Source organism: Mesorhizobium sp. C089B, from assembly GCF_030323125.1.
In the GTDB taxonomy this organism is placed as follows: domain Bacteria; phylum Pseudomonadota; class Alphaproteobacteria; order Rhizobiales; family Rhizobiaceae; genus Mesorhizobium.
Genome location: NZ_CP100469.1, coordinates 1,111,173 through 1,124,241, shown reverse-complemented (window position 1 = coordinate 1,124,241; position 13,069 = coordinate 1,111,173). Strand labels below are relative to the sequence as shown.

Genomic DNA, 13,069 nt, shown 5'->3' with positions numbered 1-13,069 from the left:
GCCATGGCTGCAACCAAAAACCATGCTGGCAAGTTGAGAGCCATCCGTCGGAGTTTTGTCATGCCGCTGCTGCTCAAGGGATCCTGCCGCTGCGATGCCGTCCATTTCGAGGTGGAGAGCAACACGCCGGTGCCGTTCATGCTGTGCTACTGCTCGATCTGCCGCAAGCAGCAGGGCGGCGGCGGCTTCGCCATCAATCTCGGCGCCGATTACAAGACGCTGAAAATCAAGGGCAAGCGCAATCTCGGCGTCTACCAGGCCGAGATCGCGGACGACGAGCATCCAAAGTGTGAGATTTCGACGGGCGAGCGCAATTTCTGCAAGAAGTGCGGTTCGGCGCTCTGGCTCTACGATCCGACATGGCCGGACCTGGTCCACCCCTTCGCCTCGGCAATCGACAGCGAGTTGCCGAAGCCGCCGGAGAAGGTGCATCTGATGTTGAAATACAAGGCGAGTTGGGTCGAGCCGGTGATCGGCAAGAAGGACAATGCGTTCGACGTCTATCCCGAGGAATCGATCGCCGACTGGCACAAGCGGACGAAGATGTGGGTGAAGTGAGGACTCGGAGCGCGACTTCCGATGGTTAGCGCTGCCCCTCATCCGGCCCTTCGGGCCGTTCGTCATTCGAAAAGCCAAGCAATTGGCTTTTCGCCCGCTGCGCGGACCATTCCTCACCTCCCCGTGAACGGGGCGAAGGAAAGATCAGGCGGAAGCGCGCGCTTCAGCCAGCGCCTTCAGGTCGGCGGGCTTCAGTTCGACGGATTCGCCGCAGCCGCAGGCCGAACTCTGGTTCGGGTTGTGGAAGGTGAAGCCGGTGCGCAGCGTGGTCTGCTCGAAATCCATCTCGGTGCCGAACAGGAAAAGGGCAGCCTCGGGCGCGACATAGACATGCGCGCCGTCGCGTTCGATATGGTCGTCCTTGGTATTGGGCTCGGTCACCAGGTCGACCGTGTATTCCATGCCGGCGCAGCCGCCCTTCTTGATGCCGAGGCGAATGCCATGCGCATTGTCGCGCGTGGCGACGATCTCGCGCACCCGGTCGGCGGCCTTTTCGGTCATCGTGATGACGGCGAAGCGTCCCATTCTTTTTCCTCTTCCATTCCATGCAGGTTCAAGGCCTGCCGAATGATTCCTCACCTAAAATGGTGAAGTTTTACCACTGGTGCAAGTGCACCAACCTCAGTCAACCTAGTACCAGCCCACCGCCACCTGCGCCTCTTCCGACATGCGGTCGGGCGACCAGGGCGGGTCGAAGGTCATGTTGACCTCGACGCCGGAGACGCCTTCGACGGCGCCGACGGCGTTTTCCACCCAGCCGGGCATTTCGCCGGCCACCGGACAGCCGGGCGCGGTCAGCGTCATGTCGATCTTGACCGCGCGGTTGTCCTCGATGTCGATCTTGTAGATGAGGCCGAGCTCATAGATGTCGGCCGGTATTTCCGGGTCATAGACCGTCTTCAGCGCCGAGACGATGTCGTCGGTCAGCCGCGCCAGTTCGTCGGCGGGAATGGCCGAGGCGGAAACCAGCGGATTGATGGCTGCTTCCGGCGCGGTGGTGTGGCTCGCATCATCCATGGTCGTCATCCAAAGAACCTGTCACCCGAAGAACTTGCGCGCTTTTTCCAGCGCATCGGCCAAAGCGTCGACTTCGGCCCTGGTATTATACATGCCGAACGATGCCCTGCATGTGGAGGTTACGCCAAAGCGTTTCAACAGCGGCTGGGCGCAATGGGTGCCCGCGCGGACGGCAACACCTTGCCTGTCTATCACCATCGACACGTCATGGGCATGAATGCCCTGCAACTCAAAGGAAATGATGGCGCCCTTGTCCGGCGCGTCGCCGAAGATGCGCAGCGAGTTGATGGCGCGCAGCCGCTCGTGTGCGTAGGTCTTGAGGTCGGCCTCGTGCGCGGCGATGCGCTCGCGGCCGATCTTTTCCATGTATTCCAATGCTGCACCCAGCCCGATCGCCTGCACGATCGGCGGCGTGCCGGCCTCGAAGCGGTGCGGCGGCTCGTTGTAGGAGACGACGTCTTCCGTCACTTCCTCGATCATCTCGCCTCCGCCCATGAAGGGGCGCATGGCCGAGAGAATATCCTTCTTGCCGTAAAGCACGCCGATGCCGGACGGCCCGTAAACCTTGTGGCCGGTGAAGACGAAGAAGTCGCAATCCAGATCCTGCACGTCGATCGGCATGTGCACGGCGCTCTGGCTGCCGTCGACAAGTACGGGAATTCCACGCGAATGCGCGATGCGCACGATCTCCTTGATCGGGGTTACCGTGCCCAGCGCGTTCGACATATGCGTGATGGCGACGAGCTTGGTCTTGTCGGTCAGCCGCTTTTCGAATTCCTCGATGTGGAAGATGCCGAGATCGTCGACCGGCACCCAGACCAGCTTGGCGCCCTGCCGCTCCCGGATGAAATGCCACGGCACGATGTTGGAGTGGTGCTCCATGATCGACAGCACGATCTCGTCGCCCGCGCCGATATTGGGCATGCCATAGCCGTAAGCCACGGTGTTGATCGCCGCGGTCGTGTTCGAGGTGAAGACGATGTTGTCGGTGCTTGGCGCATTGAGGAAACGGCGCACCGTCTCGCGTGCCTTCTCATAAGCGTCGGTTGCGGCATTCGACAGGAAATGCAGGCCGCGATGCACGTTGGCGTATTCCTGGGAATAGGCGTGCTGGATCGTATCCAGCACCACCTGCGGCTTCTGCGCCGAGGCGCCATTGTCGAGATAGACCAGCGGTTTGCCGTAGACTTCGCGCGACAGGATCGGGAAGTCGCGGCGGATCGCCTCGACGTCGTATGGGGTTGTTTCGATCTTCTGGTCCATTACAAGCTCTCTTGAGGCACCGCCTCACTTCGTCACGCACCCCTCACCCGACCGAGCTTCGCTCGGCCACCGCCCGGGGCGTGTCACTTGCCTCGCCCGTCCTTCGGACCCACAAGGGGAGAAGGGGAGGCGCTACCCATGCGCCACGAACCAGTCGTCCAGCCTTGTTTCCAGGGCCTCGACGATGGTTTCGTCGTCCAGTTCCTCGATCACTTCGGCGACGAACGCCTTGACCAGCAGGCCACGGGCGCTCTTCTCGTCGATGCCGCGAGCCATCAGGTAGAACAGATGGTTGTGGTCGATCTCGGTAACGGTCGCGCCGTGGCCGCAGATGACGTCGTCGGCGAAGATTTCCAGCTCCGGCTTGGTCGAGAACTCGCCATCATCCGACAGAAGCAGCGTGTTGCAGGCCATCTTGGCGTTGGTCTTCTGCGCGTATTGGTGGACGTTGATGCGGCCCTGGAAGACGCCGCGCGCCTTGCCGGTCACGACATTGCGGATTACTTCCGTCGACGTCGTATGCGGCACGGCATGGTCGAGCACCATGGTCACGTCGGTATGGGTGTCGCCGGCGAGCAGGTTGATGCCGCGCAATTTGAAGTCGGCGCCTTCGCCCGTGGTCTTCACCACGATCTCCTGGCGCACAAGCTTGCCGCCGGCATTCATGAAAAACAGTGTCAGTTTCGAATTCTTGCCGAGATGCGCCTTGAACTGCGCCAGATGGGTGGCCGTCTCCGGCTGTTCCTGAATGATCAGCCAGGTCACCTCGGCGCCTTCGTCCAGCACCAGCTGGCTGACGGAGCTGGCCAGAGCCGCGCCCTCGCCCGCCTGACGCTCGACGATCGCAGCCTTGGCGCCGGCGCCGACACGCACGGGAAAGCGCACATGGGTCTGTCCGCCGGCTTGCAGGTTCTGCAATTCGATCGGCTTCTCCAGTGCTGCGCCATCGGCGACGTCGACGAAATAGCCGTCGGCGACGAAAGCAGTGTTCAGCGCGCCGATGGCGTCATCGCTGCCATAGGGGTCGAGGCCGGGCGCAATCGAGCCATCGGTCAGCTTTTCCGACAGGCGCTGGACGGTCACGCCTTCGATGGCAGGGAATTTCGCAATCGAGACGCCGTTCAGAACTGCCAGCACGGCGGAACCTTCGACGATGGGCGCCAGCCCCTTGGCGGCGGCCGTCGGATCGAACGCCGGCACCGCAGTCAACAGCCGGCGCAGGTCAGTGTAATGCCAGGATTCGATGCGCCGCGTCGGCAGCCCGTGCTTGATCGCCTCAATGGCGTCGTCGCGCTTCAGCATCACCGCGCCGTCGCCCGGCAGCAGCGACAGCCGCTCGCCGAAAGCGTCGATCAACGCCGTTTCGGCCTGTGTGCGCTGGGGTTGTGTATGCATATTCATCAGTTTTGCCCCGCCTTTCAGCATAAAATGGCCTTCTGGCATCTCACGCGGCTTCGCCGATCACGCCGGCATAGCCATTGGCTTCGAGATCGAGCGCCAGCGACTTGTCGCCGGACTTGATCACCTGGCCCTTGTACAGGACGTGCACGCTGTCGGGCACGATGTGCTCGAGCAGGCGCTGGTAGTGGGTGATGACTATGATGGCACGGTCGGGCGAACGCAGCGCGTTGACGCCGTCCGAGACGATCTTCAGCGCGTCGATGTCGAGGCCGGAATCGGTCTCGTCGAGCACGCAGAGCTTCGGTTCCAACAGCTTCATCTGCAGGATCTCGGCCCGCTTCTTCTCGCCGCCGGAGAAGCCGACATTGAGCGGCCGCTTCAGCATCGCCATGTCCATCGAGAGCGAGGCTGCCGCCTCTTTCACCCGCTTCAAAAATTCCGGAATTTTTAGCGGCTCCTCGCCGCGCGCCTTGCGCTGCTCGTTCATCGCCACCTTCAGGAATTCCATGGTCGCGACACCAGGTATCTCCATCGGATACTGGAAGGCGAGGAAGATGCCCGCGGTGGCGCGCTCGGCCGGGTCCATTTCGAGAATCGACTGGCCATTATAGAGGATATCGCCTTCGGTGACCTCATAGTCCTCGCGGCCGGCGAGGATGTAGGACAGCGTCGATTTGCCCGAGCCGTTCGGGCCCATGATGGCGGCGACCTCGCCGTTTTTCACCGTCAGGTTCAGGCCGCGGATGATCTCGGTGCCGTCATCGACGATACGGGCATGCAGGTTCTTGATCTCAAGCATTGTTCTTTTCTCTGAAATAGTCGTCGTAGGTGACTGTGTAATCGGTGTGCCGGCGCTGCAGGGTTTTGAACCGCCAGAAGGACAGGCCGAACCCCACCGCGAAAACCGCAAGGCCGACCAGCGGATGGACGAACGCCGCCAAAACGGCGCCTACCAGGGCCGAGGCTACTGCGGCCGCGGCGTATTTCATCGTGGCGATGTTGCCCTCGCGACGAACCGCCCATAGCCGCCGCCAGCGAACCGCAAACCAGATCTCGTCGCGAGACAGCGTCATGGTCATCTCTTCAGCCATCAACCAAGTGGCGCAGAAACGGCAGTATAATTGCCGAGACCAGCCCGGTCACGGCGCCCGCCGCCATCCGGCGCGGCGTCGACTGGATAGAGGGCGCGACAGCGCAGAGCGCGCCGCACACCAAAGCGTAAAAAACGATCGGAACCGTATCCATCACTTCAACTTCCTTTCAAACGTTCAGTTGCAATCCTGTGCCTTGTGCACGGTCCTGAACGCTTGGCGGGTCGCTATCCTTCCAGTGTCCATCGCATTGCCTATCCGAGCGCCTACGCCCGGTTATTCTACATCTGCGTCAGGGCTTGCCAAAGTCCTCGCCAAAAGCCATCCGGCGAGTAGGCCGCGCCGAGCAGCACTATCCCTATCGCGCAAAACCAGAACGCAAGGCCCAGGCCCGCTTCCCAGTTATCCACTCGATCCCGCAGATAGACATGTTTTTCCACGGATTCGCGTTTGCGCGCCCTTGTCACCCCACGCTACCCTCAAGGCTGATGCCGATAAGCTTCTGCGCTTCGACCGCGAACTCCATCGGCAGCTGCTGGATGACATCCTTGACGAAGCCGTTGACGATCAGCGCGATCGCCTCCTCTTCCGGGATGCCGCGCTGCATGACGTAGAACTTCTGGTCCTCGGAAATCTTTGACGTCGTCGCCTCATGCTCGAACTGCGCCGTCGAGTTCTTGGCTTCCATGTAGGGCACGGTGTGCGCGCCGCACTGGTCGCCGATCAGGAGACTATCGCAATTGGTGAAGTTGCGGGCGTTGGTCGCCTTGCGGTGCGCCGAGACCTGGCCGCGATAGGTGTTCTGCGAGAAGCCGGCGGCAATGCCCTTGGAGATGATGCGGCTCGACGTGTTCTTGCCGAGATGGATCATCTTGGTGCCGCTATCGACCTGCTGGTAGCCGTTCGACACAGCGATCGAATAGAACTCGCCGGAGGAATCGTCGCCGCGCAGGATGCAGCTGGGATATTTCCAGGTGATCGCCGAACCGGTCTCGACCTGCGTCCACGAGATCTTCGAACGGTGGCCGCGGCAGTCGCCGCGCTTGGTGACGAAATTGTAGATGCCGCCCTTGCCCTTGGCATCGCCGGGGTACCAGTTCTGCACCGTCGAATATTTGATCTCGGCATCGTCGAGCGCCACCAGTTCGACGACGGCGGCATGCAGCTGGTTCTCGTCGCGCTGCGGCGCCGTGCAGCCTTCGAGATAGGAGACGTAAGCCCCCTCCTCGGCGATGATCAGCGTGCGCTCGAACTGGCCGGTGTTCTTCTCGTTCATGCGGAAATAGGTCGACAGCTCCATCGGGCAGCGCACGCCCTTGGGCACGAAGACGAACGAGCCGTCGGTGAAGACAGCCGAATTCAGCGTGGCGTAGAAATTGTCGGATGTCGGCACGACCGAGCCGAGATATTTCTGCACCAGCTCCGGATGCTCGCGGATGGCTTCCGAGATCGAGCAGAAGATGACGCCGGCCTGCGCCAGTTCCTTCTTGAACGTGGTGACGACGGAAACGGAATCAAACACCGCGTCGACGGCGACACGGCCCGATTTGTAGACGTTGTCGCTGGGCTCCTCGAGATCGGAGACGTCGGTTTTCTGCACGCCGGCGAGGATTTCTTGTTCCCGCAGCGGAATGCCGAGCTTCTCGTAGACCTTCAACAGCTCGGGATCGACGTCGCTCAGCGAGGTCGGGCCGGGCGTGCTCTTGGGCGCCGCGTAGTAATAGAGGTCCTGAAAATCGATCTTCGGATAATGGACGCGCGCCCAGGTCGGCTCTTCCAGCGTCAGCCAGCGCCGATAGGCTTCCAGACGCCATTCCAGCATCCAGGACGGTTCATCCTTCTTGGCCGAGATGAAGCGAATAATGTCTTCGCTCAGGCCCTTGGGGGCCTTGTCCATCGCGATCTCTGTCTGGAATCCGTATTTGTACTGGTCGACGTCGATCTTTCGGACCCGATCGATCGTGTCCTGCACAGCAGGCATAAGCGTTCTCCATCCACGCCGGGTCAAGGCCCGACAGTTTTCAAACTATGGCATCGCCACGGCTGCCCCTGGAGGCGCCGGAAGCGGCGTAAGTTTCATATAGTGCGTCCCGACCGGGAATTCACCCGGCCAACATGAAACGCACGGCTCTACCAGGCGGCGAGGCCTGAATTCGTTTTGCCACCTTCAGGCGGCTTGTTCCCTGCCCGCCCGGCGCTGGGCAATACCCGCCAGCGCAGCACGGAACAGTTCGATATCCCCGGCACTCGTTGCGTGGCCGATGGACACGCGCAAAGCGCCGAGGCTGTCGCCGTAACCCATGGCTTTCAGCACATGGCTCGGCCCGACCTTGCCCGACGAACAGGCCGATCCCGCCGACAGCGCCACGCCAGCCAGATCGAACGCGATCTGCGCCGTCTCGGCCTTGATGCCGGGAATAGCGAAGAATGTCGTATTGGCAAGCCTTGGCGCGCCGGTTCCGAAGATTTCTGCGTCCGGCACCAGCGTTTTGAGTGTTTTCTCGACCTCGCCGCGGCGTTGCGCGATCGCTTCGACGTCTTTCAGTCCAGCCAAAGCCTGCCGCGCCGCGGCGCCAAAGCCGGCGATGGCCGCCAGGTTTTCGGTGCCGCCGCGATGGCCCTTTTCCTGGCCGCCGCCATTGATCAGCGGCTTCGGCATCATCAGATCGGCTGCCGCAACGACGGCGCCGACACCCTTGGGGCCGCCGATCTTGTGCGAAGACAGAATCAAATAGTCGGCGTAAGCCGCTGACATATCGATGGGAACACGGCCCGCAGCCTGCACCGCGTCGACCACCAGAATGCCGCCCGCCGCCTTGACGATCGCGGCGATGGCTTCAATGGGCTGGATGACGCCGGTCTCGTTGTTGGCCGCATGGATCGCGACCAACGGCAGGCCTTCGGCCTTGTCATGCGCGGCCAGAGCGGCTGTCAGATGAGCGAGCACAGCGATACCATCGGCGTCGACGCCGATCCGCGAAACCTGTGTTGCCGGGAAGCGGCCGCCGTTCAACAGGCAAGGGTGGTCGGCCTCGCAGACATAGAGCCGGCTCATGCGCACCGTGCCACGGCCCATCCGCCAATCCGGCGTCAGCAGCGTCGATGCGGCTTCCGTCGCGCCCGAGGTGAAGACGACATGCTCGGCCTTGGCGCCGACAAGTGCCGCCACATCGCGCCGGGCAGTGTCGATCAGGCGCCGCGCCGCGCGCCCCTCGGCATGCACCGACGACGGATTGGCGACGAGATCGAGCGCGGCAATCATCGCCTCGCGCGCCTCGGTAATGAGCGGCGCGCTGGCATTGTAGTCGAGATAGGCGCGTGCTGCGGCCATTTTCACCCAATCGATCCCGTCAAGACCCTTTCCGCAAGGATAGCGCGTTATTTCCTTGAAATTGCAAGGCAAGACGTCCTATTTACGCGGCTTGCGGCGAGGATGGCCGGGCCGTCACGGCTGGCTATCCAGTTTTGAACAATTCTAAACTAGCTTCTAAGAAGACGCTTGCCCTGCGTCAAGGCCCGGAAGGGCTGGGGCTGGAGTAAGAATTGTTCCGGGCGCCGCGCATTCGTATGCCATTTGGAGTGTTTCATGCCTGAGGTCATTTTCACCGGTCCGGCCGGCCGCCTGGAGGGCCGCTACCAGCCTTCCAAGGAGAAGAGCGCGCCGATTGCCATCGTGTTGCATCCGCATCCGCAATTCGGCGGCACGATGAACAACAAGATCGTCTATGACCTCTTCTACATGTTCCAGAAGCGCGATTTCACCACGCTTCGCTTCAACTTCCGCGGCATCGGCCGCAGCCAGGGCGAATTCGACCACGGTACCGGCGAATTGTCGGATGCCGCCGCAGCGCTCGACTGGGTGCAGTCGCTGCATCCGGATTCCAAGAGCTGCTGGGTGGCCGGTTATTCCTTCGGCTCCTGGATCGGCATGCAGCTTCTGATGCGCCGGCCCGAGATCGAGGGCTTCATCTCGATCGCGCCGCAGCCCAACACCTATGATTTCTCGTTCCTGGCGCCCTGCCCGTCATCGGGTCTGATCATCCATGGCGATGCCGACAAGGTGGCGCCGCCCAAGGATGTGCAGGGCCTGGTCGACAAGCTGCACACGCAAAAGGGCATCACCATCACGCAGAAGACCTTGCCAGGCGCCAACCACTTCTTCGCCAACGACGCCGATCTGCTGCTCGAGGAATGCGCCGACTATCTCGACCGACGGCTGGCCGGCGAATTGTCCGATCCGCGGCCGAAGCGGCTGCGCTAAGAGCAATTCCAGGAAAAGTGTAAACGGGTTTTCCGTCCGGAATTGCGTCAAAACAAAAACTCCCGGTCCGATGCCGTCACAGTCGTGCCCATCATGGGCGCGACAATGCCATTTCGGCTGATCCAAACGGTGAAGCCAGCCTGACATGTGGCGCGGCTCGGCTGAACGGTGCACAATGCCGGTTCAGCCAGCGCAAGAAGGCATGACCGATCATGTACCAGCCTCCCCATTTCCAGGAAACGCGGCCGGACGTCCTGCACGGGTTGATCCGGACGCATCCGCTGGGGTTGCTGATCTCCAACGGCGCCGATGGCCCGGTCGCCAATGCCATTCCCTTCCTGCTTGATGCCGAGGTTGGGCCGAATGGCCGGCTGCGCGCCCATCTGGCCAGGGCCAACCCGCAATGGCGTCAGCTGGCCGACAATCCGACATCGCCGGTGCTGGTCGTCTTCCAGGGCGCCGACGCCTATGTGACGCCGTCCTGGTACGAGACCAAGCGCGAGACCGGCAAGGTCGTGCCGACCTGGAACTACGCCATTGTCCAGGTGCGAGGAACGGTCAGAGTGATCGAGGATTCCGCCTGGATCGCACAGCAGATCACCGAGCTGACGCTGTCACAGGAAGGCGCCCGCGAGGCACCCTGGGCGGTGACCGATGCGCCGCCGACCTTCATCCAGTCGCAGATCAAGGGCATCATCGGGCTTGAGATCGAGATCGCCGAAATCAGCGGCAAGTGGAAAGTCAGCCAGAACCGGCCCGTCGCCGACCGCGTCGGTGTCGCCGAAGGGCTGGAGAAGGAAGCCGCCGGCGCGCCTGACATGGCTCGGCTGGTGCGGAGCTGGGGTGGCATCGACAGCTAGCTGGGGTGGCCTTAGATGGTTCCAAAGGCGTCAGCAATTCAGTTGCTTGCCGGCGCTGCTCCAATGCGGAAATTCGTCTGTCTCGGCGCATCGTTTTGGTTTGGTTTGCGAGCCCGACGGAATAGGCGGAACGTAGTTTTTGCCACCGGCAACCCCGACGCCGTGTAGCGGAAGATACATCCCAGCCGGCCAAGCACCATCGCGCAAACGATGGCAACAGCACAGCCAAGGCCGAAGCCGGCGACAGTGTCGCTCGGATAGTGCGCGCCGATAAAGATCCGGGTCGATGCGACCGACAAGGTTGCAGCCAGCAGCACCCATCTGCGCTGGGGCAACAACAGCAGTGCAATGCCGAAAATGACGCCCATGGTCGTGGCATGGCCGGACGGGAAGCTGGCAAAGCGCGCCTCCAAGGAAAAAGGATGCAGCGACAGATCGCCGAGCTTGTCGAAATTCATCGGCCTGGCTCTGCCCACGCCATATTTCAGCACGTTGACGACCATGGCCGAGAGTGCGATCGAACCCAGCACCATGAAAGCAAAGCAGGTCCAGTTGTAGAAGGTCATCCGCGCGCGCCGGGAAAGGCTGCGCCAATCCGCCAGATTCGCCGCAATCAGCACCAGTACCGACGGGACAAGATACCAGCCGCCGAGGCCGAAGAAGGTAAAAAACGCGGCGATGCGAAAGACATTGGTCGAGCCTGAAGCCCACTGCCTCGCCATGGTGCCCGCAAGATGGTCGAAACGGAGCGACACCGCGACCGTCAGCAAAAGCCAGGCCACCACCCAGACCGACCACAGGATTTTCGGGTAGCGCGCCGGGCGCGTCGCCAGGCGATGCCGTACAATCCCGAAAGTATCGCGGAAATTATCGACAGACTGCCGGAGCATGGCAGGCATAGCGGCACGCGCCGGTGATGGCGACTTCATCAACATGCGGAGCTCGGCGCGATCATCGAAGAGGTATCAGTTCGCCACACGGTACAGGCCGAGCGACAATTTATCACCTGACGAATAGTTGATGCCGTCGATCTCGGCGACGCGGCTGGCCTTCTTGCCTTGCCCTGCCAGCAGGTCATCCAGCCGTTTTTGATCGCCGACCGGCGCCAGGCCCAGCGCGCAGGCCGGATCGCCAAGCAGATGTTGCGCAACCCCGTCGACATCGGTCAGTACCGTCTTTGTGCCCACCAGAAATACCAGGCTCGGTTCGTGATATTGCGCGGAGGCGAGCACGCTCATCTCACAGGGACGATCGGCGCGAACCGCCGCCTCGATTTCCCGGCTCATCCAAATCGGTTTCAGTGACGGCACGATGACACCGAACAGCAAGGCGTAGGTTATACCGGCGCAAACCGCAGCCCCGCCGATGCGGACCAGCGGCACCAGCGTCTGGCGCGAAACAGCGAGGTAGCCGGCGCCCAATGCTGCCGCGGCGGCCGGAACGCTCCACCATAAAAATGTCTTCATGAGATAGATCGGCGCACCGACGCAAAGCACGGCGAGACCGACTGTCACCAGAACGGTGCCGAATGCGGTCGCCCACCACAGCCATGTCTGCCAGCGCCTGAGCGGCGCATTTGCCTCTTGCGGCGTCAGCGTCAAAAGCCAGCCGATGAGCAGGGCCATGCCGGGATAGGCCGGCAGCACATAATGCGGCAGTTTCGTCGGGATCAATTCGAAGACGAGCCAGAACGGAACGTACCAGGCGAGGCAGAAACGCAGGCGCGGATCGTCGCGCAATCGGTTGAGCGCCTGCAGTCCAGCGCCGAGCGCCACAAGGCCGAACGGCCACATGAACAGGCAATAGGTCAGCACGTAGAAGCCCGGCGGAACGCCGTGCGACTCCTCGCCTTGCGCGACCTTGCCGAGCATATCCTTGCCGACGGCCTGCTGCAGGAAGGCGCCGTTGCTCTTCCAGGTGATGAGGGCGAGCCAAGGCAGCACGATCAACAGCACCAGAATCAGCCCACGCCCGGCTTTCAGCCTCGCCAGCCAGCGCCAGTCGCGCTCGAAAGCAACCAGCGTGAGCACCGTCAGCGCCGACAGCAGCGGTGCAATCGGCCCCTTGATGAGGATCGCCGCGCCCTGCGCAGCCCAGAAAATCCACGGCAGATGGCCGGCGACAGGCTCGTTGCGGCGCGATGCCAGATAAATCTGCGCCAGCGCGCCTTGCGCCAGAACGCAGCAGGCAAGCAGCATCGCGTCGGTCTTGGCGTCGCGGCCTTCGAAGGCGGTAGCGAAAATCGCCGCCATGACCAGGCCGGCGGCAAGACCGGCATTGGCGCCGAACAGATTGGCCCCGGTCCAGGCGATTGTGACGACGGCGATGGCGATGCCCAGCGCCGAGATCAGCCGGTAAATCCAGATCGGCGCCTGTGCCCCCTCGCCGCTCAGCGTCACCGCCGCCGATTGCAGCCAGTAGATGCCGATCGGCTTTTGGTAGCGCGACGCGTCCTGGAAGCGGATGTCGACATAGTCGCCGGTCTCCGTCATCTGCTTGGTCGCCTGGACGAAGCGCGGCTCGTCGCGGTCGAGCGGCGGCAAAGAGGCCAGTCCCGACGCCGTCATCACCAGGCTGAACAGGAAGAGAAAGATGTAGTTCCTGCTCATTTCGACACC

General features: G+C 62.2%; 14 protein-coding genes. 3 read left to right on the top strand and 11 right to left on the bottom strand.

The window, feature by feature from the left end; all coding sequences use genetic code 11:
* Positions 1-60: 60 nt before the first annotated feature.
* Positions 61-558 carry a GFA family protein gene (locus tag NLY44_RS05740; RefSeq protein ID WP_023669121.1) on the top strand — a complete coding sequence of 166 codons (498 nt, stop codon included), beginning with the start codon at positions 61-63 and terminating at the stop codon, positions 556-558.
* A 144-nt stretch (positions 559-702) separates the two neighbouring features.
* Here the strand turns inward: NLY44_RS05740 and sufA are convergent, their stop codons facing one another.
* The 9 genes from sufA to NLY44_RS05695 all read right to left on the bottom strand — a co-directional run bounded on the left by sufA (position 703) and on the right by NLY44_RS05695 (position 8,661).
* Positions 703-1,083 (bottom strand): Fe-S cluster assembly scaffold SufA, encoded by a 381-nt coding sequence (sufA, locus tag NLY44_RS05735; RefSeq protein WP_013532156.1) that lies wholly within the window; start codon positions 1,081-1,083, stop codon positions 703-705.
* 105 nt (positions 1,084-1,188) lie between these two features.
* Entirely contained in the window at positions 1,189-1,575 is a 387-nt protein-coding gene (locus NLY44_RS05730; protein WP_023709315.1) for an SUF system Fe-S cluster assembly protein, read from the bottom strand.
* A 21-nt stretch (positions 1,576-1,596) separates the two neighbouring features.
* Positions 1,597-2,838 (bottom strand): cysteine desulfurase, encoded by a 1,242-nt coding sequence (locus NLY44_RS05725; RefSeq protein WP_023734521.1) that lies wholly within the window; start codon positions 2,836-2,838, stop codon positions 1,597-1,599.
* Positions 2,839-2,970: 132 nt separating this feature from the next.
* Positions 2,971-4,239, bottom strand: a complete 1,269-nt coding sequence (gene sufD, locus NLY44_RS05720; RefSeq protein ID WP_023806466.1) for a Fe-S cluster assembly protein SufD — start codon at positions 4,237-4,239, stop codon at positions 2,971-2,973.
* Positions 4,240-4,282: 43 nt separating this feature from the next.
* Positions 4,283-5,038, bottom strand: a complete 756-nt coding sequence (sufC, locus tag NLY44_RS05715) for a Fe-S cluster assembly ATPase SufC (protein ID WP_023684862.1) — start codon at positions 5,036-5,038, stop codon at positions 4,283-4,285.
* Positions 5,031-5,318, bottom strand: a complete 288-nt coding sequence (locus tag NLY44_RS05710) for a hypothetical protein (protein WP_155923560.1) — start codon at positions 5,316-5,318, stop codon at positions 5,031-5,033. Before NLY44_RS05710 ends, sufC begins: the two co-directional genes overlap by 8 nt.
* 4 nt (positions 5,319-5,322) lie before the next feature.
* A complete protein-coding gene (locus tag NLY44_RS05705) occupies positions 5,323-5,484 on the bottom strand; it encodes a hypothetical protein (RefSeq protein WP_023829964.1) in 162 nt (53 codons plus the stop codon).
* Between the two features lie 309 nt (positions 5,485-5,793).
* Positions 5,794-7,311: a Fe-S cluster assembly protein SufB gene (gene sufB / locus NLY44_RS05700; protein ID WP_023806463.1), complete on the bottom strand. Its 1,518-nt coding sequence runs from the start codon at positions 7,309-7,311 to the stop codon at positions 5,794-5,796.
* 186 nt (positions 7,312-7,497) lie between these two features.
* Positions 7,498-8,661, bottom strand: coding sequence for a cysteine desulfurase family protein (locus NLY44_RS05695; RefSeq protein WP_023806462.1), 1,164 nt, complete (start codon positions 8,659-8,661; stop codon positions 7,498-7,500).
* A gap of 255 nt (positions 8,662-8,916) precedes the next feature.
* Here NLY44_RS05695 and NLY44_RS05690 point away from each other — a divergent pair, with 255 nt between their 5' ends.
* Together NLY44_RS05690 and NLY44_RS05685 are read left to right on the top strand one after the other, a co-directional pair.
* A complete protein-coding gene (locus NLY44_RS05690; RefSeq protein ID WP_023669128.1) occupies positions 8,917-9,591 on the top strand; it encodes an alpha/beta hydrolase in 675 nt (224 codons plus the stop codon).
* Between the two features lie 212 nt (positions 9,592-9,803).
* Positions 9,804-10,451 (top strand): FMN-binding negative transcriptional regulator, encoded by a 648-nt coding sequence (locus tag NLY44_RS05685; protein WP_023697554.1) that lies wholly within the window; start codon positions 9,804-9,806, stop codon positions 10,449-10,451.
* A gap of 38 nt (positions 10,452-10,489) precedes the next feature.
* Here NLY44_RS05685 and NLY44_RS05680 read toward each other — a convergent pair whose 3' ends face one another.
* Together NLY44_RS05680 and NLY44_RS05675 are read right to left on the bottom strand one after the other, a co-directional pair.
* Complete coding sequence (locus NLY44_RS05680; RefSeq protein ID WP_245263861.1) at positions 10,490-11,350, bottom strand: phosphatase PAP2 family protein; 861 nt, start codon at positions 11,348-11,350, stop codon at positions 10,490-10,492.
* A gap of 66 nt (positions 11,351-11,416) precedes the next feature.
* Positions 11,417-13,060, bottom strand: coding sequence for an ArnT family glycosyltransferase (locus NLY44_RS05675; protein WP_023806461.1), 1,644 nt, complete (start codon positions 13,058-13,060; stop codon positions 11,417-11,419).
* Positions 13,061-13,069 lie beyond the last annotated feature (9 nt).